The following is a 22,964-nucleotide window of genomic DNA, read 5'->3' on the forward strand; positions in this document are numbered from 1 at the left end:
TTCTCACAGGGGCTCCTCCATGCTCGGTCGCCGGCCTTTCGCCGCGGTCCTGACGCTTGCGCTCATCGCGCCCGTCACGGTCCTCACCACGTCCACCACCGCTTCGGCGGCACCCACCCCGTCGGCGAAGAAGGTCGCGGCCAAGCACCTGCCTCACCCCGCGCGCAACGCCAAGAACGCGACCGAGCACGACCCGCACACGGTGCTCGTCAAGTTCAAGAAGTCAGCCGGCCAGGCCACCCGTGACACGGCCGTGCAGAGCCGCGGCGGCCGGGGCGCGCAGGCGCTCGCCGGCACGGACTTCGTCAAGGTCACGACGACCGGCCGCGCCGACGAGCTCGCCAGCCGCCTGAGCGCCGACCCGTCGGTCGCCGAGGTCACGCTCGACTACGTCCGCGAGGCCAGCGCCACCCCCAACGACTACTTCTACGCCACGACGCGCGAGCAGGAGTACCTCAAGACGGTGCGGATGCCCACCGCGTGGGACCGCTCGAAGGGCTCGCTCTCGCAGGTCGTCGCGGTCCTCGACACCGGCGTCAACGGCAAGCACCCCGACCTCACCGGTCGCACCGTCGCCGGCTTCAACGCGATCACCGACGTCGGCATCGCGGCCGGGGCGGCGAGCGACGACAGGGGACACGGCTCGATGGTCGCGGGCATCATCGCCGCCGAGACCAACAACGCCGAGGGCATCGCCGGCGTCGCGTGGAACGCGAAGGTCATGCCGGTCAAGGTGCTCAACTCGCAGGGCAAGGGCACCGACTCCGACATCGTCCAGGGCATCAAGTGGGCGGCCGACCACGGCGCCCGGATCATCAACATGTCGCTCGGCGGTCCCGACGACAGTCCCGCACTGCACGACGCCGTGAAGTACGCCGTCGGCAAGGGCGCCGTCGTCATCGTCGCGGCGGGCAACTCCGGCGGCGACCGCCCGGAGTACCCCGCGGCCTACGCCGAGGCCATCGCCGTCGCCGCGACGGACGACGCCGGCAAGCTCACCTACTTCAGCACCCACGGCTCGTGGGTCGACGTCGCGGCTCCCGGCTGGGGCATCCTCTCGACCGAGCGCAACAGCGACTACTACTTCGGCGACGGCACGTCGTTCTCCGCACCCATCGTGGCGGGCATCGCCGTGCTGCTGCGCAGCAAGACCCCGTCGATGACCCCGGCGCAGATCGCGGCCCGGCTGCGCACGACCGCTCGCGACGCGGGCCCGCGCGGCATCGACCCCTACTACGGCGCCGGCATCGTCGACGCGACCAACGCCCTCGGCGGCGGCTGGGCGGCCGACGTCGCCCAGCCGTCCAACGGCGTCAACGAGCCCAACGACGTCCCCTCCCGCGCCCTCGGCCGCGAGTCCGCGGGGCTCACCTACGGCTCGCTGTCCACCGAGGGCGACGTCGACTGGTGGCGCTTCGACGTGCCGAGCCAGCGCCAGGTGACCTTCACCCTGACGCCGCCGTGGTTCGACAGCAACGCCGCCCAGAACGTCGACCCGGTCCTCGCGGTCTACGACGAGAACCTCAAGCTCGTCGCCGAGGTCGACCAGACGGCCGAGGGCGAGGCCGAGACCGCGACGGTCCGCCTCACCGGCGGCCCGCACTACGTCACCGTCCGCAACTTCAACGGCGCCCGGGACGACCGCGACTACTCGCTGTCCATCGAGCCCGGCGGCGCCGGCATCCTCAACCCCGCGACGCAGGTCGTGCCCGGGGCTGCCTACGGACCCCTCGCCTACGGCGACGTCACCGGTGACTCCAAGGGCGACGTCGTCGCCGGCGTGGTCCCGGGCAGCAGCACGGGCCAGCTCCACGTCCTGCGCCAGCAGTCGACCGGCGGACTCCTGGCCCCCGTCGCCTACGAGACGTCCGGCGCCTCCGTCGTCCGGAACGTCGTGACGACGCAGCTCGACGGTGACACCAACCGCGACGTCGTCGTCTCGACCGACCTCGGCATCCAGCTCTTCCGCCAGACCGACACCCACGTGCTGGCCACGCCGCAGGTCGTCCCCGACACGACGGGCACGACGTTCGTCGCGGCCGGTGACCTCGACGGCGACGGTCGCACCGACCTCGTCCAGTCGACAGACACCGAGATCGCCGTCCTCCTGGCACAGACGGACGGGTCGTGGGTCCGCACCGTCGTCGACGCCGCCGGTGCCAGGAAGCTCGTCATCGGGGACCTCGACGGCGACGGTCGCCCCGACGTCGCCGGCAGCCGCGGCGACACCGTGGTGGTCCTCCACAACACGACCGCCGGCTGGACCCCGACGTCGCAGACGGTGCCCGGGGACTCGGGCACCAACGCCATCGCGGTCGCCGACGCCAACGGTGACGGGCGCACCGACCTCGTCGCCGCCACCGGGGGCAACCGCCCGTCCAGCCGCCTGCTCGTCTGGCACCAGGCGGCCGACCACACCCTCGCCGCGACGCCGACGAGCATGGTCGTCCCCGACATCCCGGAGGCCCTCGAGGCCGCCGACGTCACCGGCGACGGCCGCACCGACTTCGTCATGGCCCACGGCGGCTGGTCCACCGTCAGCGTCGTCGAGCAGCGTGCCGACGGCACGCTCCTGGCGGCCAGCGGCAGCTTCGCCAACTCCCCCTCGAGCTACGACCTCACCGGTCTGGCCGTCGGGGACCTCACGGGTGACGGCAGGATCGATGCCGTCGCGCCGTCCTACAACGGTCTCGACCTGCTCTCCAACGCCGGCGCACCCACGCCGACCGGAGCGCAGCGCCTCGTCCGGAGCACCTGGCCAGCCGACTTCGGCAGCGGTCTGCCGGTCACGACGACGCCGACGGTGACCTTCGCCCGCGACGTCAACGCCTCGACGGTGACCACCTCGACCGTGCGCGTCGTCAACGGCCGCACCGGCAGCGTCGTCCCGGCCACCGTGGCCTACGACGCCGCCAAGCGCACCGCGACGATCAGGCCGACGGCCGCGCTCTACGACTACGCGCCCTACCGCCTGCTCGTCTCGGGCGTGAAGGACTCGTCCGGGGCGACCATGGCCGAGGTCAGCTCGTCGACCTTCCGCACCGTCGACCTCGCCCCGGCAGCGGTCGGCTCGTTCAAGGCGACCGGAGCACTGCGCGCCGCGACGCTGACGTGGAAGGCTCCGGCGGTCAACGACCTCGACCGCTACATCGTCCGGATGTCAACGGGATCCACGCCTCCGGCCAACGTCACGGCCGGCACGGGGGTCTACTCGGGCACCGCGACGAGCGCCACGGTCACCCTCGCGCAGGGCACGACCTACAGCTTCAAGATCTGGGCCAAGGACCGGTCGGGCAAGTACAGCCCGTCCGCCTGGGGCAAGCTCGTCGGCACCGCGGAGACCATCGGCTCCAGCACGACCTCGCTGACGAAGGGACGCTCGGTCACCCTGACGAGCAAGCTGACCCGACGCGACACCGGTGGCGCCATCGCCGGCGTCCCGGTCCAGCTCTACTGGCGCAAGGTCGGTTCGACGACGTGGAACCTCACGGTGACGCGGACGTCGAGCTCGACGGGCACGGTCTCCTACGCGCACGCACCCAGCGCGTCGGTCGACTACATGTGGGTCTACCGCGGGTCGAGCGCCTTCGTCGGTTCGAGCAGCGCGCTGCGTCGGGTCACCGTCCGCTGACGGGCGGGCGTCAGCCCCGCTCCGGGCACGTATGCCGCAGGGCCCCGTCCACCCGGACGGGGCCCTGCGGCGCACCCCGTCGAGTGGGCACTCCCGCACGCCCCGTCGAGTGGTCACTCCCGCATACCCCGTCGAGTGGTCACTCTCGCACGCCGGTCGCGGTCACCTGTCGTGTGAGAAAGTGCCCACTCGACGGTGGCGAGGGTGACGATCGGCCGGCCTGGGGCGCGGACGGACGGGCGGTCAGAGCCAGCGGTAGCGGCGTTCCGGACGTCCGGTCGCGCCGTAGCGCAGGGTCACCTCGGCCTGCCCGAACGAGACGAAGTGCTCGAGGTAGCGTCGGGCACTGACCCGCGAGATGCCCACGGCCTCAGCGCATTCCGTCGCCGATAGGGTCTCGCCCGACTCGCGGAGCGCCTTCTCAACCGCCTCCGCCGTCTCGGCGCTGAGACCCTTCGGCAGCGCGGCCACCGGGCTCCGGCCGACCGGCTGCGTGGAGAACGCCGCGTCGATCTCCTCCTGCGTCAGGTCGTCGCTGAGGTCGCGCGCCCGCTCGGCGGCATACGTCCTGAGTCGCTGCTCGAGGTCGGCGAAGGCGAAGGGCTTGAGGAGGTAGCCGACGACGCCCTGGCGCACCGCGGCTCGCACCGCGTCGGCCTCCTTGGCCGCGGTGATGACGAGCACGTCGCACGTGTGCCCGGCCGCGCGCAGGCGCGTGACGACGTCGAGCCCGAACGCGTCGGGGAGGTAGAGGTCGAGCAGCACGAGGTCGGGCCGGAGGTCGGCCACCATCGACAGCGCCTCGTCGCCCGTCCGGGCGGTGCCGACGACCTCGAAGCCGTCGACGCGCTCGACGAAGCCACGGTGGATGCGGGCCACCATGAAGTCGTCGTCGACGACGAGCACCGTGATCATCGCTTCTCCTCCGCGTGCCCGGTGGCGGCCTCGACGGTGAGGCGGGCGACGAACTTCGCGCCCGTCGGGGTGTTCTCGACCTCGACCTCGCCGCCCCGACGTTGGCAGATCAGCCGCGTCAGCGCCAGCCCGATGCCACGCTCCCCCGCCCGGGCCGCCTTCGTCGTGTAGCCGTGGGTGAAGACCTCGGTCACGACCTCGGGCGCGATGCCCGGCCCCGAGTCGACGACGCTGACCTCGAGCGAGCTCGCGTCCTGCCGGATCGTCAGCTCGACCCACTTGTCGGGGCCCTCGGACGACGCGGCGGCGTCGATCGCGTTGTCGACGAGGTTGCCGACGACGGCGGCGACGTCCGCCGAGTCCCGCTGGCCGATGCGGCCGAGCGACGTGTCGTCCGAGACCCGGAGCTCGACCCGGCGCTCGGTCGCCTGCGCGGCCTTGGCCATGACGAGCGCCGTCACGGCCGTGTCGCGGATGCGGCGCGACACCGTCAGGTCGAGCTGGGCCCGGTGCTCGCTCACCGCGTCGACGTAGCCGACGACCTCGTCGTACTCCCCGAGCTGGATGAGCCCCGAGATCGTGTGGAGCTGGTTGGCGAACTCGTGCGCCTGCGCCCGGAGCAGCTCGGTCGTGCTGCGGAACGAGCCGATCTCGCGCTCGAGGTCGGCGAGCTCGGTGCGGTCGCGCAGCGTCGTCACCGACCCGAGCGGCCGGCCGTCCTTGCTGACCTCCATGCGGTTCATGACGAGCACCCGTCCACGCCGCAGCACCACCTGGTCGCGCGGCGCCCGACGCACTCCGTCGCCGCTCGCACCACCCGTGGCGTCGGTGGCCGCGTCGTCCGTCCCGCGCTCCCCCTCCGACTCGTTCTCGTCGGTCTCGTCGGTCACGCCGCGCAGCACGTCGCGCAGTCGTGGACCGATCGGCAGGTCGTCGAGACGCATCCCCACGGCGTGCTCCGGGAGGTCGAGCAGGCGCTGGGCGACGTTGTTGACCAAGGTGATCCGCTCGTTCGTGTCGAGCGCGACGACCCCCTCGGCCAGCCCGAAGAGCATGGCCTCGCGGCTCTCCGCGAGGCCCGTGATCTCGGCCGGTTCGAGCCCGAGCGTCTGCCGCTTGATGCGTCGCGCGAGCAGCCACGAGCCCACACCACCGAGCACGAGGGCGATGCCGAGGTAGGTCGGCAGGTACGACGACGCACCTTGGAGACGGTCGAGGGCGGACGGCATACGCACGGCGACCATGACGGTGCCCAGCTGGGCGCCGACGGGCAGCGGCGCCGACTCCGACGACGACGTCGGTGTGTAGAGCAGCGGGCTCTGCGCGACGAGCATCCGCTCACCGCGGACGTCCATGACACCCGTCCAGCTCGCCCCTTCGCCGACGGCCGGCGCGCCGAGCGGGATCCGGGTCTTGTCGATCGTCGGGTCCGACGACACCCGCGCGATCTCGTCGGCGTCCGCGAGCGTCACCGACGTGACGTTGTACTGCGTCACGACCGACTGCACGACGGCCGGGAGCACGTTGACGATCCCGCCGGGACCCATCTCGGTGCGCACGATCGGGGTGCTCGCGAGCTGCTCGGCGATGGCCGACACCCGACGGCCCTCGGTGCGCGTGAACGTCGACTCCGACTGCGCGAGGGACACCAGCGCGACCGTCACGAGCACCCCGAGGAGGATGACCATCTGCACGACGAGCAGCTGCCCGGCGAGGGAGAGGCGACCGAAGCGGCCCGGTCTCTGCGTGACCAAAACGAACTCAACCTTCATTGCTGACACAAGGGCGACACGGCGTCGTGGCGCAGGCCACGATCATGCCGTTCCAGCCACAGAACGCGAAAGAGACCTCAACGATGAGCACTCGCACTCCCGCCCGCAGGTCCATCCTGCTCGGCGTCACCGTCGGCGTCACCGCCCTGGCCCTCTCGGCCTGCGGCGCCACCGCCAAGAAGGACGACGCCGCCACCGGCGCGGCCGGCGGCTCCCCCGCCAGCAACCTCCAGATCATGGTCCCCAACGCGCCCGGCGGCGGCTACGACACGACCGCCCGCACCGCGGCCAAGGTCATGGAGGCCGCCAAGATCACCAGCGCGATCCAGGTCTTCAACCTCCCTGGCGCCGGCGGCACCGTCGGTCTGCAGCGCACGGTCAACGAGAAGGGCAACGGCAAGCTCGCCATGCAGATGGGCCTCGGCGTCGTCGGCGCGGCCTACACGCAGAAGAGCCAGGCCACCCTCAACGACACCACCCCCATCGCCAAGCTCATCGAGGAGGCCGGCGCGATCGTCGTGCCGAAGGACTCGCCCTACACGGACGTCAAGGCGCTCGTCGCGGCGTGGAAGGCCGACCCGAAGAAGGTCAACGTCGGTGGCGGCTCGTCCCCGGGCGGACCCGACCACCTGCTCCCGATGCAGCTGGCCAAGGCCGTCGGCATCGACCCCAAGACCGTCAGCTACATCGGCTTCGACGGCGGCGGCGAGCTGCTCCCGGCCCTCATCGGCAACAAGATCTCCTTCGGTGCCAGCGGCTTCGGCGAGTTCCTCGACCAGGTCAAGGCCGGCCAGGTCAAGGTCCTCGCGGTGACGAGCGACAAGCGCATCGACGCCCTGCCCGACGTGCCGACCCTCAAGGAGTCCGGCATCGACCTCGTCTTCACCAACTGGCGCGGCATCGTGGCCCCTCCCGGCATCTCCGAGGCCGACAAAGCCACGTGGATCGACGCGCTGACGAAGATGCACGCCTCGCAGGGCTGGAAGGACGAGATGAAGAAGCGCGGCTGGACCGACGCCTTCGTGACCGGTGAGGCGTTCGGCACCTTCCTCAAGGAGCAGGACGCCTCGGTCGCCGAGATCCTCACCACCCTCGGACTGGCCAGCTGACCATGTCGGACCACACCCCCGACCCCACGCGCGACGCGCCTGCCGGTGGGGCGACCAGTCCCACCGCCGCGTCCGTCGACACGTCCGACGGGGTGCCCACGCAGGCCCGCGGGGACCGCGCACAGTACGGCATGTGCGCGTTCCTCGCGGTCCTCGGCGGGCTGCTGCTCTTCGACGCGGCCCGCATCGGTCACGCGACGAGCAGCAACGACCCCGTGGGTCCCCGTCCCGTGCCGATCATCCTCGGCATCCTGCTGCTCGTGACCGCAGTGCTGTATGCCGTCGACGTCTACCGCGGCGGCGTCGGCAGCGCCGAGGAGGGCGAGGACGTCGACCTCTCGACCGGCTCGGACTGGAAGACCCTCGGCATGCTCGCCGGCTTCTTCATCCTCAACGCGCTGCTCATCGAGCCGCTCGGCTGGGTCATCAGCGGCACCATCCTCTTCGCCGGCTCGGCCTTCGCCCTCGGCAACCGCCACCACGTGCGCGGTGTGCTCTTCGGCCTGGGCCTCGCGCTCGCCACCTTCTACGCCTTCGCCATCGGGCTCGACGTCAACCTGCCCGCCGGCGTGCTGCAAGGAATCCTCTGATGGACAACTTCGCCAACCTCATCGACGGGTTCGGGCACGTCCTGACCCCGATGAACCTCCTCTTCGCCCTCATCGGCGTCACCATCGGCACGGCCGTCGGCGTCCTCCCGGGCATCGGGCCGGCCATGACCGTCGCCCTGCTGCTCCCGGTCACGTACGGCCTCGAGCCGACGCAGGCCCTCATCATGTTCGCCGGCATCTTCTACGGCGGCATGTACGGCGGCTCGACGACCTCGATCCTGCTCAACACCCCCGGTGAGTCCTCCTCGGTCGTGACGGCCATCGAGGGCAACAAGATGGCCAAGGCCGGTCGGGCCGCCCAGGCGCTCGCCACCGCGGCCATCGGCTCCTTCGTCGCCGGCACGATCGGCACGCTGCTGCTCGCACTGGTCATGCCGCAGGTCGTGAAGTTCGCCGTCAGCCTCGGCGCCCCCGAGTACTTCGCGATCATGCTGCTGGCCTTCGCCGGCGCGAGCGCGGTGCTCGGCAGCTCGCGCATCCGCGGCTTCGCGGCCCTGCTCATCGGCCTCGCCATCGGGCTCATCGGCATCGACAAGGTGACCGGCCAGCAGCGCATGACCTTCGGGACCGCGCAGCTCGCCGACGGCATCGACGTCGTCGTCGTCGCGGTCGGCATCTTCGCCGTCGGCGAGGCGCTCTGGGTCGCGGCCCACCTGCGGCGCAAGGCTGCCGGTGTCATCCCGGTCGGGCGTCCGTGGATGGGACGGGACGACTGGGGCCGCTCGTGGAAGCCCTGGCTGCGCGGCACCGCGCTCGGCTTCCCGTTCGGCGCCCTCCCCGCCGGTGGAGCCGAGATCCCGACCTTCCTGTCGTACATGACGGAGCGCAAGCTCTCGAAGCGACCGGAGGAGTTCGGCAAGGGCGCCATCGAGGGCGTCGCCGGACCCGAGGCGGCCAACAACGCCTCGGCCGCCGGCACCCTGGTCCCGATGCTCGCGCTCGGGCTGCCCACCAACGCGACGGCCGCGATCATGCTGGCCGCCCTGCAGGGCTGGGGCCTCGAGCCCGGGCCGCTGCTCATGGAGAAGCAGCCGGTGCTCGTCTGGACGCTCATCGCGAGCCTCTTCGTCGGCAACACGATGCTGCTGCTGCTCAACCTGCCGCTCGCCCCGGCCTGGGCCAAGCTGCTCCAGATCCCGCGTCCCTACCTCTACGCCGGCATCCTCTTCTTCGCCTCCATGGGGGCGTATGCCGTCAACGCCCAGCCGTTCGACCTGCTCCTCCTGCTCGTGCTGGGCATGGTCGGCTTCGCGCTGCGCCGCTTCGGGTTGCCGGTGCTGCCGCTCATCATCGGCGTCATCCTCGGCCCGCTCGCCGAGCTGCAGGGGCGACGCTCGCTCCAGCTCTCGGGCGGCGACCTCAGCGGCCTCGTCGGCGGCCCCGTCGCCTGGGTCTGCTACGCGATCATCGCGCTCGTGCTGCTGTGGCCGGTCGTCGGCAGGCTGATCGGCCGGGGTCGTGGACACGGCCGGGACGGCGATGGTGGCCCGGGTTCGAGCACCACGGCGACGACGGAGGTCATGGCATGACGATCCTCGTCGGCTACATCCCCACCCCGCAGGGCGAGGCGGCCCTCGCAGCCGCCATCGCCGAGGCGAAGGCGCACGACGAGTCGGTGCTCGTCATCAACATGTCCCGCGACGACAAGCTCGTCGACGCCCACCGCGCCGAGGGCTCGGACCTCGACCGGCTGGACGCCGACCTCGCGGAGTCCGGGGTGACGCACGAGGTGCGCCGCATCGAGCACGGCACCGACCCGGCTGACCAGCTGCTCGACGTCGTCGAGCGGGAGCAGCCACGGATGCTCGTCATCGGCATCCGGCACCGCAGCGCGGTCGGCAAGCTGCTGCTCGGCTCGACCGCGCAGCGCCTGCTGCTCGACGCCACCTGCCCGGTCCTCGCCGTCAAGGCCGACTGAGCGACCCGGCATACGCCCCCACCACCACCCCGTCCACCCACTCGAGTGGTCACTCCCGTACACGCCCCAGCCCGTACGGAAGTGACCACTCGACGGGGTTTCGTGGGTCAGGTGGGTGATGGGGCGCGGGAGACGCCGACGTGGCGGGCGACCTCGGCGAAGCCGGCCCGCTGGTAGAGCCCGATCGCGGGCCCGCCGTCCTCGGCGACGATGACGAGCCGCCCGACGGCCGGGTCCTCGAGCGCCCACTCCCCCGCGGCCCGCACGAGCGCGCCCGCGATGCCCCGTCGCCGGTGGCTCTCGAGCGTGACGACGTCCTGGTAGCGCGCGAGGTCACCGAGCCGCACGATGCCGAGGTTCGCGACGAGCCGGTCGCCGTCGAACGCCCCGAACCACCGCGCCCGCCCGGACTCGACGAGCGCGCGCTGCGCCGCCGCCCGCCGCCGCTCGAAGACGAGACGCCCGTCGCGCCGGTCCTCGGGGGTGTCGCTCCCGCCGACGTGCGCCGACTGCTCCCAGTCGTCGTCGGTCTCGAGCGCACGGAGCAGTATGCCGTCCGGTGCGGTCGCGGGAGCCGGCACCGATGTCGTGGCGAGGTCGACGTCGACCTCGACGTCCCAGCCGTGGGCGGCCCAGGCCTCGGTGTCGCCGCCCGGCTGCGTGAAGGCGATCGCCCGGTGATGGGCGTCCGGGAGCTCGGCCACGAAACGCGAGGTCCACCGCTCGACCTCGTCCGAGCGGGCCGCGGTCGGCACGAGCAGGAAGTTGCCCCACCAGAAGGTCGGGTTGGCCGGGGTCCGCACGACGAGGTGGTCGCCGTGGTCCGTGACGGTGGAGCCCTGCAGCCGCAACAGGTCGAGATCGGTGGTCAGCCCGGGACTGTCGATGCGCACCCCCCGATCCTTCCACCGTCGAAAGGCCAGAGTCCGCGCCTCCCCCACTCGCCGCGCGGAAGTGACCACTCGACGCCGGCCCCCACTCGAGTGGTCACTCCTGCACGCGAACCGGCCGCACCGAAGTGACCACTCGAGTGGGCGTCCTGAGAGGGTCAGCCGGCGACGCACGCGCCGGTGTCGACCGCCGCCCCGGCCGACGTGGCCTGGTCGAGCACCGGCCGTGCCTCGGCGAGGGTCAGGGCGTAGCCGGTCGAGTCGTCCTCGAGCGACTTGGCGAAGATGACCCCGACGACGCGCCCCTCGGTGTCGAGCAGGGGCCCGCCCGAGTTGCCCGGCTGGACGGTCGCGGCGAGCGAGTAGATCTCGCGGATCACGCGCTCGCGGCCGTAGATGTCGAGCCCTCGGGCCTCGAGCTGGGCCCGGACACGGGCCGAGACGACGCGGTAGGGGCCGTCGAGCGGATAGCCCGGGACCGCGGCCGAGTCTCCGCGCTTCAGCTCGCCGCCGAGCGGGAGCGCCGGCAGCGAGAGCCCCGGCACGCTGAGCACGGCGAGGTCGCGGCGCGCGTCGAAGACGACGACTCGGGCCCGCAGTGTCTGGTCGCCGCCCTCCACCCGCACCTCGTCGGCGCCGGCGACGACGTGGGCGTTGGTGACGATGCGGCCCGGCGAGAGCACCCAGCCGGTGCCCTCCTGGCCGCGCTGGCACGACTGGGACTGGGTCGTCACCTTGACGACGGACCGGCCGGCCTCGCGGATGGCCGGCGACTGCGCGACCTCGGGGTCGGGGTCCTGGACCGGCGTGATCGGCTCGGGAGCGAGATCGCCGAACACCTGGGGGAAGCCCTGGCTCGACAGGAAACCGCGGAAGCTCGCGAAGACCTGGCCGGTCTGCTCGGGGACGACGGAGTTGACGACCTGCAGCACCTTCGACTCGGCCATCGCCTTGGACAGCGACGGGTTGCCCGCCGTGCGCAGCGCCCCGCCGATGAACCAGATGATGAGGCTGGCGGCGAGCATGACGACGACGGCGCCCAGGGCCGAGTCGACCCGGCGCAGCGACGTCTGGCCGACCTGGCGCCGGATCCGTGATCCGAGGAGACTGCCGAGGTACTGGCCGAGCCACCCGAAGGCGACGACGCCGAGGATGAGCACGAGCACGCGCGTGCGGTCGTTGTCGGCGACCGCCTCCCAGCGTGCGAGCATCTCGGGCAGCTGCCACACCGCGAACATGGCGAACACGAAGAAGCCGACGAGCGAGAAGACGCTCTGGATGAGGCCCTGCCGGTAGCCGGAGTAGGCGTAGGCCAGCAGGAGCAGGACCAGGGCGATGTCGAGCACGACGCTGCCGGTCATGGACGCCTCCCTCCCAGGTAGCGCTCGGGGAGCTCGCGCCTGATCTCAGGATCCCACGGCCGGGACAGGCCGCCGAGCTCGAGGACGCTGCTGATGAGCCCGGCGGTGAAGCCCCAGAGGAGCAGGTGGTCGAGGTCGAAGCCGGGGCCGACGTAGCCGGACGGGTGCGTCACCGAGAAGCGGGTGGCCGGGTCGACGAGGTGCGAGACCGGCACCGAGAGCACGTCGTGCACCTCGGCCGGGTCGCGGACCCCGATGGGCGAGGGCTGGGCCCACCAGCCGAGCACCGGCGCGACGACGAACTGCGCCGGCGCGAGGAAGAGCGAGGGCAGCTGGGCCACGACGTCGACACCCGCGGGGTCGACTCCCGTCTCCTCCTCGGCCTCGCGCAGCGCCGTCGCGACGAGGTCGTCGTCCTCGGGGTCGCGGGAGCCACCGGGGAAGGCGATCTGGGCCGGCTGGGTGCGCATGGTGTGCGAGCGCTCGATGAGCACGACGTGCTCGCTGTCGTCGTCGGCCCCGGCAGGCGGGGGGCCGAAGAGGATGAGCACCGCCGACTCGCGGCCGCCCTCCTCCGGGGGCAGGAAGCGCGAGAACCACTCGGGCGCGACCTCCTCGAGGCGCACCGCGAGTTCGTCCATCCACGCGGGGCGCGGCACGGCCCCCGCCCCGAGCGCCGGGGAGGGCTCGATGGAACCCGACCTGCCGGCATACGCGATCCGGCTGACGGTGCTCGTCACTTCGGGGCCAGCTCGTACTTCAGGAGCTTCGCCGCCTTGTCGGGGTCGGTCTCGCCGGCGCCGTAGCTCGGGCACCAGCGCGCCACCGGGCACGCCCCGCAGGCCGGCTTCTTGGCATGGCACGTGCGGCGGCCGTGGAAGATGACGACGTGGCTGAGCATCGTCCAGTCCTTGCGCATGAAGAGCTGGCCGATCTCGTGCTCGACCTTGACCGGGTCCTCCTCCTCGGTCCAGCCGAAGCGGCGCACGAGACGCCCGAAGTGCGTGTCGACGGTGATGCCCGGGATGTCGAACGCGTTGCCGAGCACGACGTTGGCGGTCTTGCGGCCGACACCGGGCAGGGTCACGAGGTCCTTGAGGCGCGGCGGCACCTGCCCGTCGAAGCGCTCGACGAGGGCGATGCCGAGCTTGATGAGCGAGTCGGTCTTGGCGCGGTAGAAGCCGGTCGGCTGGATGATCGTCTCGAGCTCGGTGCGGTCGGCGTTCGCGTAGTCCGCGGCTGTCGGGTACTTCGCGAAGACGATCGGCGTCACCTTGTTGACCCCGACGTCGGTCGTCTGCGCCGAGAGGATCGTCGCGACGAGCAGCTCGAGCGGGGTGGTGAAGTCGAGCTCGCAGTGGGCGTAGGGGTAGCGCTCGTGGAGGGAGCGGTACATCTTCCGGGCGCGCCGGGTCCGCGCCACGGGGGTCTCGTCGTCGATCACGAGGGCTCGGGGGGACACGGACGACACTGTATGCCGCCGCGCTGTCACCCGCTGTCCGCCTCCGTCGGGCGGTCCGCCGGGTCGCCCCGTCCAGGGTTCGGTGCGGGTCCGTCCGGGGCGCGTCCAAGGTTGCGCGTGAAGCGAACCCGAGGTGGGTACGTCCTGCCTGCACGGGAGGAGTCCGACATGTCAACGGATACGCGCACCGAAGCCCCTACGCCGACCACGGCGCCCGGGCTGCAGGCCCCCGACGAGCGGCACGGGCTCGAGACGACCCTGGCCATGCTCGCCGACATGGACCTCGCCCACGCCTCCGACGACGACGTCGTCCGGGCCCTCGAGCTCATGGTCACCCACGCCGAGTTCCCCTGCCTCGGGGCCAAGTCCGTCTTCCGCCGCGGCAGCGTCGCGCACGCCGTCCTCGACGACATGACCGACCCGGACGTGCCTGCGCAGCTGCTCGAGCGGCTCGCCGCCTTCGCCCGGTCCATCGAGGGGGAGAGCGGCTTCCACTCCTTCATCGCGACCTTCCGCGGGCCCCTGCCCACCGACGAGGCCGGCTTCGAGTCCTCCCTCTTCGAGCTGCTCCAGCGGCTGCACGACGCCGACGACCGCTCGTGGGCCGACGGGGTGGGCTCGGACCCCAACGACCCGCACTTCGCCTTCTCCGCCGGGGGCACGGCGTACTTCATCGTCGGGCTCCACCCGGCCGCCTCGCGCGTGGCCCGCCGCGCGCCCCTGCCGACGCTCGTCTTCAACCCGCACGACCAGTTCGAGGAGCTGCGGGCCGAGGGACGCTTCGAGGGCATGCGCACGACGATCCGCCGGCGCGACGAGGACCTCCAGGGCTTCGTCAACCCGATGGTCGCCGACCACGGCGACAGCAGCGAGGCCATGCAGTACTCCGGGCGCCGGCACGCCGCGGGGTGGGAGCCACCCCTCGACGTCCACGACGCCGACTAGACGCGCACGACCCGACGCACCACCGACCCGACGCACCACCGACCCGACGCACGACCGACCCGACACACGACCGACCACCAGGGGAGCAAGGATGACGATCTCGCAGGACGCACGGCTCATGACCGACCGCCTCTTCGGCCCCGGCGGCCCCGTGCTGCAACCGGCCGGCGGCTACCGTGACGGCATGGACCTGACCCGGCTCGCCCCCCAGACCGGCACCGCCTTCCTGCTCCGCGCAGGGCAGCGCCTCACCGTCGTCGACCCGACCGGCGAGCAGGTCAGCGACTTCTTCGCCGTCATGGACGACGACCGCGACGAGTGGTTCAGCTCCGGCCGCACCATCGACTACGCCAACTCGACCGCCGTGACCACCGGCTCGGTCCTCTACAGCAACCGCAGCCGGCCGATGGCGACCGTCGTCGAGGACACGTGCGGGCACCACGACATCCTGCTGACGCCCTGCTCGCAGCAGACCTTCGACCTGCTCTACCCCGAGTTCGAGGGCGCCTACCACCCGAGCTGCTTCGAGAACCTCGCGACGAACATGGCGGCCTTCGGCGTCGATCCCGACCGCATCTCGACGACGCTCAACATCTTCATGAACGTGTGGAACGAGCGCGGCGGCGAGCTGCACATCGACCCCCCGACGTCCAGGGCGGGCGACCGCTTCGTGCTGCGGGCCGAGGCCGACCTCGTCGTCGGCCTCACCGCCTGCTCGGCCGAGAAGTCCAACAACGGCGTCTGCAAGCCGATCGACTACCGCATCGACGACTGAGACCGCGGCCCGAAACGCCTGCAGTGGCAAGGCGCGGGCGGGTACGACGTGGCACACTGACCCCGTGGATCTCGACGTGGTGAGGCGTGCGCCCCTGTTCAAGGCTCTGGACGACGAGGCGGCCTCCGCCCTGCAGTCCGAGATGAGCCGGTCGCACATGGAGCGCGGCGACGTCCTGTTCCACGAGGGCGACCGGGGTGACACGCTCTACGTCATCGCCGAGGGCAAGATCAAGCTCGGCCGCACGAGCCCCGACGGCCGCGAGAACCTCGTCGCGATCCTCGGCCCCGGCGAGATGTTCGGCGAGCTCAGCCTCTTCGACCCGGGCCCGCGCACCATGACGGCCACCGCCGTCGCCGAGACGCAGCTGCTCGGCCTCGGCAACGACTCCCTCACGGCGATCCTCACCGGCCGTCCCGAGGTCTCCAAGGCCCTGCTCGCGGCTCTCGCGCAGCGCCTGCGCCGCACCAACGCGCACCTCGCCGACCTCGTCTTCACCGACGTCCCGGGCCGTGTCGCCAAGGCGCTGCTCGACCTGTCCGAGCGCTTCGGCCGGCCCGTCGAGGGCGGCATCATGGTCTCCCACGACCTCACGCAGGAGGAGCTCGCGCAGCTCGTCGGCGCCTCCCGCGAGACGGTCAACAAGGCCCTCGCCGACTTCGCGACGCGCGGCTGGCTGCGTCTCGAGGCCCGCGCCGTGCTCCTGCAGGACGTCGAGCGGCTCAAGCGCCGCGCTCGCTGACAGACGCGAGATCAGCTGCGCTGCAAGGCAGCTCAGCTAGGCAGCTCAGCTAGGCAGCTCAGCTCCCGAGAACACGCCGGGACCCGCTGCCGGTCACCTCACCCCGAGAAGGCCCAGCCCGCCGGTCCGTTCGTGACGTCACGGTCAGCCCGGCCGGCCGCCGCGGCGACGAGTACCGCGTTGAGGTCGTCGTTGCCGGCCACCCACGCCTCGGCCGCGGCCGGCTCCTTGCCGAAGCGGACGTGCCGGTCGACGAGCCGCGACCGGCGCACGTCGTCGTCACCGCTGACGAACCACACCTCGGCGAGAGAGGCCCGAGCCCGCTCCCACCGTTCCTCGGGCAGCAGCAGGTAGTTGCCCTCCGTGACGACGAGGCGGGCGGCCGGCGGCACGACCATGGCCGCGGCGAGGGGCTGCTCGAGCGTGCGGTCGAAGCCCGGCGCGTAGACCCACGCGTCGGGCTCGGCCACGATGCGGCGCAGCAGGGCGGCGTACCCGTCGGCGTCGAACGTGTCGGGCGCGCCCTTGCGCGAGCGCAGGCCGAGCCGGTCGAGCTGGGCGTCGGCGAGGTGGAAGCCGTCCATCGGCACATGCCCGACCCACTCGCGCCCCTGGCGCGCGGCGACGGCATCGACGAGCGCCTCGGCCAGGGTCGACTTGCCCGCCCCGGGAGCGCCGGCGATGCCGAGCACGACGCGGCGGCCGTCACCGACGAGCGCCACCGCCGTTGCCGCCAGCTCGTCGATCCCCGGATGCTGCACGGCCCGAGTCTGCCACCCGCTCACGGATGGGTGCGGAGGTACTCCAGCTGGGCCTGCACCGAGAGCTCGGCCGCCGGCCAGACGCTGCGCGGCACGTCGGCGTAGACCTCCTCGACGACGGCGTATGCCGTCTGCGCACCTCGGGCGACCGCGTCGCGCACCTGGTCGAGACGTTCGGCGCGGTGCGTGAGGTAGAAGGTCACGGTGGCGGCCGCATCGGCGACGAACGGCCCGTGGCCGGGGAGCAGGCTCGTGACGTCACCGGCCCGGGTCAGGGCCTCGATGCGGTCGAGCGAGGCGAGGTAGGCCTCGAGGCTGCCGTCGGGCCACGCCACGACCGTGGTCCCGCGGCCGAGGATGGTGTCGCCGGTGAGGAGCGTGTTGTCGGCGGGCAGGACGAACGAGAACGAGTCGCTCGTGTGCCCGGGCGTCTCGACGGCGACGATCTCGAGTCCGCCGACGGTGATGGTCTCGCCCGCCCGCAGGTCGTCGTGCCCTCGTCCGAAGGCGCGCACCGGCGCACCGGTCAGCTCGTGGAAGCGGTCGGCGCTCTCGGCGTGGTCGTCGTGGCCGTGGGTGAGCAGGGTCAGGGCGACCCGCCGGCCGGTGTCGGCGACGCGCCGCAGGACACCCTGCAGATGGCCCTCGTCGAGCGGGCCCGGGTCGACGACGACGACCTCGTCGGACCCGGGCTCGGCGAGCAGCCACGTGTTCGTGCCGTCGAGGGTCATCGGCGACGGGTTGGGGCACAGCACGCACTCGGCGCGCTCGCTCGTGACGCCGCCGAGCCAGCCGGGGTCGGCCGCGGTCCCGATCACCGCGCCACCTCCCGGGGCCGGCCCGACGGCGCCATCGGGCTCATCGTTCGACGATCTCCATCGCAGGCCCGCCCGGGCCGTCGACGACCTCCGGCATGATGAGCGGAAGGTGGTCGCTGTGCACGACGACGTCTGCGGCAGAAGGCGCGTCGCGGATCTCCTCCACGCACACGACCGTCGGGGGCAGCATGAGAGCCGACCCGGCGGCATACGCCCTCAGCAGCTCGGATGGCACCACCCACGTGGCCTGGTCGGCCTCGGTGGTCTCGCCGTCGGCCACCTGGAAGGGCGGCATGAGAGCGGCGAAGAACCACGTGTCGTAGCGGCGCGGCTCGAAGACCGGGGTCAGCCAGTGCGCCTTGGCGACGATGAGGTCCGAGCGCAGGACGAGACCCTTGTCGCGGAGCACGTCGGCCAGCGAGAGCCGGCGGTCGACGAGGGCGAGACGGATGTCGAGCCACTCGGGACCGTCGACCGTCGCGAGCGGTCCGCTCGCCGACGGGCTCGCGAGGAGCACGCCGCACTCCTCGAAGACCTCACGGATCGCGGCCGCGACGTACATCTGCGCCTCGGCCGGCGAGCAGCCGAGCCGGTCGGCCCACTCGGACGGCGAGGGACCGGCCCACGGCAGGCCGATCTCGCCGTCCCGCTCGTCGACGGAGCCGCCGGGGAAGACCATCGTGCTCGGCGCGAACTCCATCCCGGAGACGCGCCGGAGCATGAAGACCTCCGGTTCGGAGACGCCGCCGACGCCGTCGCGCACGAGCATCACGGTGCTCGCGCGTCGGGGCTCGGCCTCGTCCCAGCGCTCGCCGGCGAGCCAGCGGCCGGCGGCGTCGGAGATGCCGGGTGTCGTGGTCAGGGGGAACTGGCGACCCATGGAGCCGGTCACCTGGCGCTCACCTGCCGTCATCGTGCCCTCACCCTGCCTTCACCGGGCGACGGAGACGATGACCTCGACCTCGACGGGTGCGTCCAAGGGGAGCGCAGCGACACCGACGGCCGAACGAGCATGGATTCCCTTGTCACCAAAGGCTTTGACGAGCAGCTCGCTCGCGCCGTTGATGACCCCGGGCTGGCCGGTGAAGCCCGGGTCGGAGGCGACGAAACCGACGACCTTGACGACACGGGTCACCGTGTCGAGGTCGCCGATCTCGGACTTGATGGCCGCGATCGCGTTGAGGGCACACGTCTCGGCGAGGGACTTGGCGGTCTCGGCGTCGACCTCGGCGCCGACCTTGCCGGTCGCGGCGAGGGAGCCGTCGACCATGGGCAGCTGACCCGAGGTGAACACGAGGTCGCCCTCACGGACGACGGGGACGTAGGCGGCGACGGGCGGCACGACCTCGGGCACGGTGAGGCCGAGCTCGGACAGACGGTCTTCGACTGCAGACATGGTGCGGTGACTCCTCAGGACTTCGGACGCTTAAAGTAGGCGACGAGGCTCGTGCCGTCGGGACCGTTGACGATCTGGACGAGCTCCCACCCGTCCGCCCCGAAGTTGTCGAGGATCTGCTTGGTGTTGTGGATCAGAAGCGGTGCGGTGAGGTATTCCCACTGGGTCATGGCCATCACCCTACTCAGTGTCACCCCGGCTCTCTCGGGGTGCGTCGGTGACGCGGGTGGCACCATGACGCCCATGACGAGCAGCCCCTCGACGACGTCCGCCGCGAGCGCCTCGACCCGCGCCTACGGCAGCGACCCCGCACAGGTCTACGACGTCATCCCACCGGCTCCGGGCGCCCCTGCGGCGACGGGCACGGTGGTCGTCGTCCACGGCGGCTTCTGGCGGGCGCAGTACGACCGGGAGCACGCGGTCCCCGAGGCCCACGCCTTCGCGGGGGCGGGCTACCACGTCGTGCTGGCGGAGTACCGCCGAGTCGGTATGCCGGGTGGCGGCGTCCCCGGGACCCTCGACGACGTGCAAGACCTCGTCGCGTCGATCGCGTCGCAGCCGGACCTGCCCAAGCCGCTCGTCCTCGTCGGACACTCCGCCGGCGGGCACCTCGTCGCGTGGGCGGCCGGCCAGCCCTGGGCCCGGGAGCGCGGCATCGCCGGCGTCGTGTCGCTGGCCGGGGTCGTCGACCTCGGCGCGGCGGACCGACTGCACCTCGGGTCCGACGCGACGCGTGACTTCGTCGGGTCTGGGCCCGGCACGGCCGCGTGGACGTCGGCCGACCCGATGTCGACCCTGCCGCCGAAGGTGCCGGTGCGGCTCGTCAACGGCGCGGACGACGACACCGTGCCCCCGGCCGTGGCCGACGACTACGTGGCCAAGGCGAAGGCGGCCGGCGGCGACGTGACCGAGCAGGTCGTGCCCGACGCCGACCACTTCGCCGTCATCGACCCGCAGACGGAAGCCTTCACCGCAGTCCTGGCCGCCGTCCGCTCCCTCACCTGACGGTCCCGGACGCCCGGCTCCATGTCACTGCCCCGCCAGGCGGGGCAGTGACGGAGGCGACGTCCCCTGGAGGCCCGCGGCGGGGGGTGTCCCGTTCGGCGCGCCCTAAGGTGGAGGGGTGACGACCGGCCCCACCGACCCCTCCTGGGCGCGAGCGCGGCTGCACGTCGTCACCGGCAAGGGCGGCACGGGCAAGACCACCGTCGCCTCCGCGATCGCCCTGGCCCTCGCGTCGACGCCGGCCCACGTGCTGCTGACCGAGGTCGAGGGGCGACAGGGCATCAGCCAGACCTTCGACGTGCCTCCTCTCGGTACCGACGAGACCCGCATCGTGCGTCTCCCGGGTGGCGGCGAGGTCGTCGGCCTGTCGATCGAGCCCAAGGCCGCCCTCCTCGAGTACCTCCAGCTCTTCTACAAGCTCGGCCGCGCCGGCAAGCTCCTCGAGAAGTTCGGCGCCATCGACTTCGCGACGACCATCGCGCCGGGCGTCCGTGACGTCCTGCTCATCGGCAAGATCTACGAGGCCAACCGGCGGCGCAGGGACGGCAGGCACAAGGGCGACGCCGCCCCCGTCTACGACGGCATCGTCCTCGACGCCCCGCCGACGGGACGCATCGGCCGGTTCCTCTCGGTCAACTCCGAGGTCGCCGACCTCGCCCGCGTCGGACCGATCGCCTCGCAGGCCGGCTCGATCACCCGCCTGCTCGAGTCCGAGCAGACCGTCGTGCACCTCGTGACCCTCCTCGAGGAGATGCCCGTGCAGGAGACGCTCGAGGCCATCGACGACCTCCGCGCCAAGGGCCTGCACCCGGGCGCGATCATCGTCAACATGGTGCGCGAGCCCCTCCTCGACGACACGGCGCTCGCGCAGGCCCGCGAGGGTCGGCTGCACAAGGCCTCGATCCGCACCCAGCTCGGCGAGGCCGGCGTCCGGGCCACGCCAGAGCTCGTCGACGGCCTGCTCGAGGAGGCCCGCGACCACGCCCAGCGCATCGACCTCGAGCGCGAGCAGCTCGCCCTCCTCGAGGCCACGGGCCTGCCGATCACCGAGCTGCCCGCCCTGCCCGGCGGGGTCGACTCGGGCTCGGTCCGCGAGCTCGCCGACCTCCTCGTCCCGCTCTTCGCCCGTCACGCCGCGCCCCCCGCAGGCCCGCACGGCGACACCGACCGGGTCGACGCATGAGCCCCGGCCCCGTCTCGACCAAGGCCCCCGCCCTCGACGTCGACGCCCTCATCGACGACCCGGCGACACAGATCGTCGTCTGCTGCGGCTCCGGCGGCGTCGGCAAGACCACGACCGCCGCGGCCCTCGGTCTGCGCGCCGCCGAGTCGGGCCGCAAGGTCGTCGTCCTGACCATCGACCCGGCGCGTCGCCTGGCCCAGTCGCTCGGCCTCACCGAGCTCGACAACACGCCGCGCCCCGTCACCGACATCGACACGTCGGCAGGCGGCAGCCTCCACGCGATGATGCTCGACATGAAGCGGACCTTCGACGAGGTCGTCATCGCCCACTCCGAGCCGGGCAAGGCCGAGCAGATCCTCGCCAACCCCTTCTACCAGGCCGTGAGCAGCTCGTTCGCGGGCACGCAGGAGTACATGGCGATGGAGAAGCTCGGCCAGCTCAAGGCGAGCGCCGGCACCGAGGACGCCCCGTGGGACCTCATCGTCGTCGACACCCCGCCGTCGCGCTCGGCCCTCGACTTCCTCGACGCCCCCAACCGGCTGGGCAGCTTCCTCGACGGACGCTTCATCCGCCTGCTCACCGCGCCGGCCAAGGCAGGCGGCCGCGCCGGCCTCAAGGTCTTCGGCGTCGGCGTGCAGATCGTGACCTCGACGATGACGAAGATCCTCGGCGGGCAGATGCTCAGCGACGTGCAGACGTTCGTCAACGCGCTCGACACGATGTTCGGCGGCTTCCGCGAGCGCGCCGACGAGACGTACCGCCTGCTCTCCGAGGACGGCACGGCCTTCCTCGTCGTCGCCGCACCCGAGCGCGACGCGCTCCGTGAGGCGTCCTACTTCGTCGACCGCCTGGAAGCGGACGGCATGCCGCTCGCCGGGCTCGTCGTCAACCGGATCGGTCGTGTCTCGGCGACGGGGGTCACCCCGTCGCGCGCGCTCGCGGCCGCGGAGTCGCTCGAGGAGAGCGGCGGCCCGAAGTCGGCGTCGAACGCCGCCGGACTGCTGCGGCTGCACGCGTCCCTCGTGCGCACGGCCGAGCGACAGCGTGAGCTCGCGGACCGCTTCTCACGGTCACACCCCGGCATACCCGTGGTGCAGGTGCCGGCGCTGGGACGCGACGTCCACGACCTCGACGGCCTGCGCGAGATCGGGCATGCGTTAGCGGGGTCGTGACCCACCCTCGGGTGGCGACCCCGCTCACGTATGACGTGGACCGACCGGTGACCGGTCGGTGTGAAGCCGGCTCAGTCGTGCTTGACCTGTGAGGCCATGCCCGCACGGAGCGCCGACTTCCAGGACGTGATGTCCGGACGCTTGCGGAGCAGGGCCCGGCGCTCGCGCTCGGTCATGCCTCCCCAGACGCCGAACTCGGTCCGGTTGTCGAGAGCCTCGGCCAGGCACTGCGCGAGCACAGGACACGTCTTGCAGACGGCCTTCGCGTCGTGCTGGGCCTTGCCTCGGACGAACAGAGCATCCGGGTCCGTGCCTGAACAGCTGGCCTGACTGGCCCACTCGTCCACCCACGGATCCACGATTGCGACAGCACTCATTGTTTACCCCTCCCCGCCCGGCGCCTCCCATGACATCCGGACTGACCGCGGACCGTCCCACCGATCCTGATCATGTGGACCCCCCTAAGGCCCAAACGAGACATTACGAGCACCGGGCCCG

General features: G+C 72.0%; 23 protein-coding genes. 11 read left to right on the forward strand and 12 right to left on the reverse strand.

Annotated elements, in window-relative coordinates; all coding sequences use genetic code 11:
* Positions 1-19: 19 nt before the first annotated feature.
* Complete coding sequence (locus ACSQ2D_RS18000) at positions 20-3,631, forward strand: S8 family serine peptidase (RefSeq protein WP_435987294.1); 3,612 nt, start codon at positions 20-22, stop codon at positions 3,629-3,631.
* Positions 3,632-3,874: 243 nt separating this feature from the next.
* On the opposite strand, the gene ACSQ2D_RS18005 is transcribed toward ACSQ2D_RS18000, so the two are convergent.
* Positions 3,875-4,546 carry a response regulator gene (locus tag ACSQ2D_RS18005; RefSeq protein ID WP_435987295.1) on the reverse strand — a complete coding sequence of 224 codons (672 nt, stop codon included), beginning with the start codon at positions 4,544-4,546 and terminating at the stop codon, positions 3,875-3,877.
* Positions 4,543-6,300, reverse strand: coding sequence for an ATP-binding protein (locus ACSQ2D_RS18010; RefSeq protein ID WP_435987296.1), 1,758 nt, complete (start codon positions 6,298-6,300; stop codon positions 4,543-4,545). The genes ACSQ2D_RS18005 and ACSQ2D_RS18010 overlap by 4 nt, the downstream gene beginning before the upstream one ends.
* 101 nt (positions 6,301-6,401) lie before the next feature.
* On the opposite strand from ACSQ2D_RS18010, the gene ACSQ2D_RS18015 reads away from it, so the two are divergent.
* Genes ACSQ2D_RS18015 through ACSQ2D_RS18030 form a run of 4 tightly spaced genes read left to right on the forward strand, consistent with a single transcriptional unit; the run spans position 6,402 to position 9,956 of the window.
* The gene (locus ACSQ2D_RS18015; RefSeq protein WP_435987297.1) at positions 6,402-7,427 is read left to right on the forward strand and encodes a Bug family tripartite tricarboxylate transporter substrate binding protein; all 1,026 of its coding nucleotides are present in this window, start codon (positions 6,402-6,404) and stop codon (positions 7,425-7,427) included.
* A 2-nt stretch (positions 7,428-7,429) separates the two neighbouring features.
* Entirely contained in the window at positions 7,430-8,017 is a 588-nt protein-coding gene (locus ACSQ2D_RS18020; RefSeq protein ID WP_435987298.1) for a tripartite tricarboxylate transporter TctB family protein, read from the forward strand.
* Positions 8,017-9,567: a tripartite tricarboxylate transporter permease gene (locus ACSQ2D_RS18025; protein ID WP_435987299.1), complete on the forward strand. Its 1,551-nt coding sequence runs from the start codon at positions 8,017-8,019 to the stop codon at positions 9,565-9,567. The genes ACSQ2D_RS18020 and ACSQ2D_RS18025 overlap by 1 nt, the downstream gene beginning before the upstream one ends.
* Positions 9,564-9,956 carry a universal stress protein gene (locus ACSQ2D_RS18030; protein WP_435987300.1) on the forward strand — a complete coding sequence of 131 codons (393 nt, stop codon included), beginning with the start codon at positions 9,564-9,566 and terminating at the stop codon, positions 9,954-9,956. The genes ACSQ2D_RS18025 and ACSQ2D_RS18030 overlap by 4 nt, the downstream gene beginning before the upstream one ends.
* Positions 9,957-10,063: 107 nt before the next feature.
* Here ACSQ2D_RS18030 and ACSQ2D_RS18035 read toward each other — a convergent pair whose 3' ends face one another.
* The 4 genes from ACSQ2D_RS18035 to nth all read right to left on the reverse strand — a co-directional run bounded on the left by ACSQ2D_RS18035 (position 10,064) and on the right by nth (position 13,603).
* Entirely contained in the window at positions 10,064-10,849 is a 786-nt protein-coding gene (locus ACSQ2D_RS18035; RefSeq protein WP_435987301.1) for a GNAT family N-acetyltransferase, read from the reverse strand.
* Between the two features lie 155 nt (positions 10,850-11,004).
* Positions 11,005-12,207: a MarP family serine protease gene (locus tag ACSQ2D_RS18040; RefSeq protein WP_435987302.1), complete on the reverse strand. Its 1,203-nt coding sequence runs from the start codon at positions 12,205-12,207 to the stop codon at positions 11,005-11,007.
* Positions 12,204-12,947 carry an NUDIX hydrolase gene (locus tag ACSQ2D_RS18045; RefSeq protein WP_435987303.1) on the reverse strand — a complete coding sequence of 248 codons (744 nt, stop codon included), beginning with the start codon at positions 12,945-12,947 and terminating at the stop codon, positions 12,204-12,206. Before ACSQ2D_RS18045 ends, ACSQ2D_RS18040 begins: the two co-directional genes overlap by 4 nt.
* Complete coding sequence (gene nth / locus ACSQ2D_RS18050; protein ID WP_435987875.1) at positions 12,944-13,603, reverse strand: endonuclease III; 660 nt, start codon at positions 13,601-13,603, stop codon at positions 12,944-12,946. The genes ACSQ2D_RS18045 and nth overlap by 4 nt, the downstream gene beginning before the upstream one ends.
* Positions 13,604-13,837: 234 nt before the next feature.
* On the opposite strand from nth, the gene gntA reads away from it, so the two are divergent.
* From gntA to ACSQ2D_RS18065, 3 genes are all read left to right on the forward strand, one after another.
* The gene (gene gntA, locus ACSQ2D_RS18055; protein WP_435987304.1) at positions 13,838-14,614 is read left to right on the forward strand and encodes a guanitoxin biosynthesis heme-dependent pre-guanitoxin N-hydroxylase GntA; all 777 of its coding nucleotides are present in this window, start codon (positions 13,838-13,840) and stop codon (positions 14,612-14,614) included.
* A 91-nt stretch (positions 14,615-14,705) separates the two neighbouring features.
* Complete coding sequence (locus ACSQ2D_RS18060) at positions 14,706-15,389, forward strand: DUF1989 domain-containing protein (protein ID WP_435987305.1); 684 nt, start codon at positions 14,706-14,708, stop codon at positions 15,387-15,389.
* Positions 15,390-15,453: 64 nt separating this feature from the next.
* Positions 15,454-16,131: a Crp/Fnr family transcriptional regulator gene (locus tag ACSQ2D_RS18065; protein ID WP_020145792.1), complete on the forward strand. Its 678-nt coding sequence runs from the start codon at positions 15,454-15,456 to the stop codon at positions 16,129-16,131.
* Between the two features lie 98 nt (positions 16,132-16,229).
* Here the strand turns inward: ACSQ2D_RS18065 and ACSQ2D_RS18070 are convergent, their stop codons facing one another.
* From ACSQ2D_RS18070 to ACSQ2D_RS18090, 5 genes are read right to left on the reverse strand one after another with little or no spacing between them, the layout of a single operon-like run.
* Entirely contained in the window at positions 16,230-16,892 is a 663-nt protein-coding gene (locus ACSQ2D_RS18070) for a nucleoside/nucleotide kinase family protein (protein ID WP_435987306.1), read from the reverse strand.
* 20 nt (positions 16,893-16,912) lie between these two features.
* A complete protein-coding gene (locus ACSQ2D_RS18075; protein WP_435987307.1) occupies positions 16,913-17,710 on the reverse strand; it encodes an MBL fold metallo-hydrolase in 798 nt (265 codons plus the stop codon).
* Positions 17,711-17,750: 40 nt separating this feature from the next.
* On the reverse strand, positions 17,751-18,623 hold the full coding sequence (locus ACSQ2D_RS18080) for an NUDIX hydrolase (protein ID WP_435987308.1): 873 nt from the start codon (positions 18,621-18,623) through the stop codon (positions 17,751-17,753).
* Between the two features lie 18 nt (positions 18,624-18,641).
* Entirely contained in the window at positions 18,642-19,106 is a 465-nt protein-coding gene (locus tag ACSQ2D_RS18085; RefSeq protein WP_020145788.1) for a RidA family protein, read from the reverse strand.
* A 14-nt stretch (positions 19,107-19,120) separates the two neighbouring features.
* A complete protein-coding gene (locus ACSQ2D_RS18090) occupies positions 19,121-19,276 on the reverse strand; it encodes a DUF4177 domain-containing protein (RefSeq protein WP_142179199.1) in 156 nt (51 codons plus the stop codon).
* Positions 19,277-19,349: 73 nt separating this feature from the next.
* On the opposite strand from ACSQ2D_RS18090, the gene ACSQ2D_RS18095 reads away from it, so the two are divergent.
* From ACSQ2D_RS18095 to ACSQ2D_RS18105, 3 genes are all read left to right on the forward strand, one after another.
* A complete protein-coding gene (locus ACSQ2D_RS18095; protein WP_435987309.1) occupies positions 19,350-20,111 on the forward strand; it encodes an alpha/beta hydrolase family protein in 762 nt (253 codons plus the stop codon).
* A gap of 118 nt (positions 20,112-20,229) precedes the next feature.
* Positions 20,230-21,294, forward strand: coding sequence for an ArsA-related P-loop ATPase (locus tag ACSQ2D_RS18100; RefSeq protein ID WP_435987310.1), 1,065 nt, complete (start codon positions 20,230-20,232; stop codon positions 21,292-21,294).
* Positions 21,291-22,466 (forward strand): ArsA family ATPase, encoded by a 1,176-nt coding sequence (locus tag ACSQ2D_RS18105; RefSeq protein ID WP_435987311.1) that lies wholly within the window; start codon positions 21,291-21,293, stop codon positions 22,464-22,466. The genes ACSQ2D_RS18100 and ACSQ2D_RS18105 overlap by 4 nt, the downstream gene beginning before the upstream one ends.
* 71 nt (positions 22,467-22,537) lie before the next feature.
* Here ACSQ2D_RS18105 and ACSQ2D_RS18110 read toward each other — a convergent pair whose 3' ends face one another.
* On the reverse strand, positions 22,538-22,843 hold the full coding sequence (locus ACSQ2D_RS18110) for a WhiB family transcriptional regulator (RefSeq protein ID WP_056761538.1): 306 nt from the start codon (positions 22,841-22,843) through the stop codon (positions 22,538-22,540).
* Positions 22,844-22,964 lie beyond the last annotated feature (121 nt).

Source organism: Terrabacter sp. LjRoot27 (assembly GCF_964254175.1).
Classification (GTDB): domain Bacteria; phylum Actinomycetota; class Actinomycetes; order Actinomycetales; family Dermatophilaceae; genus Terrabacter.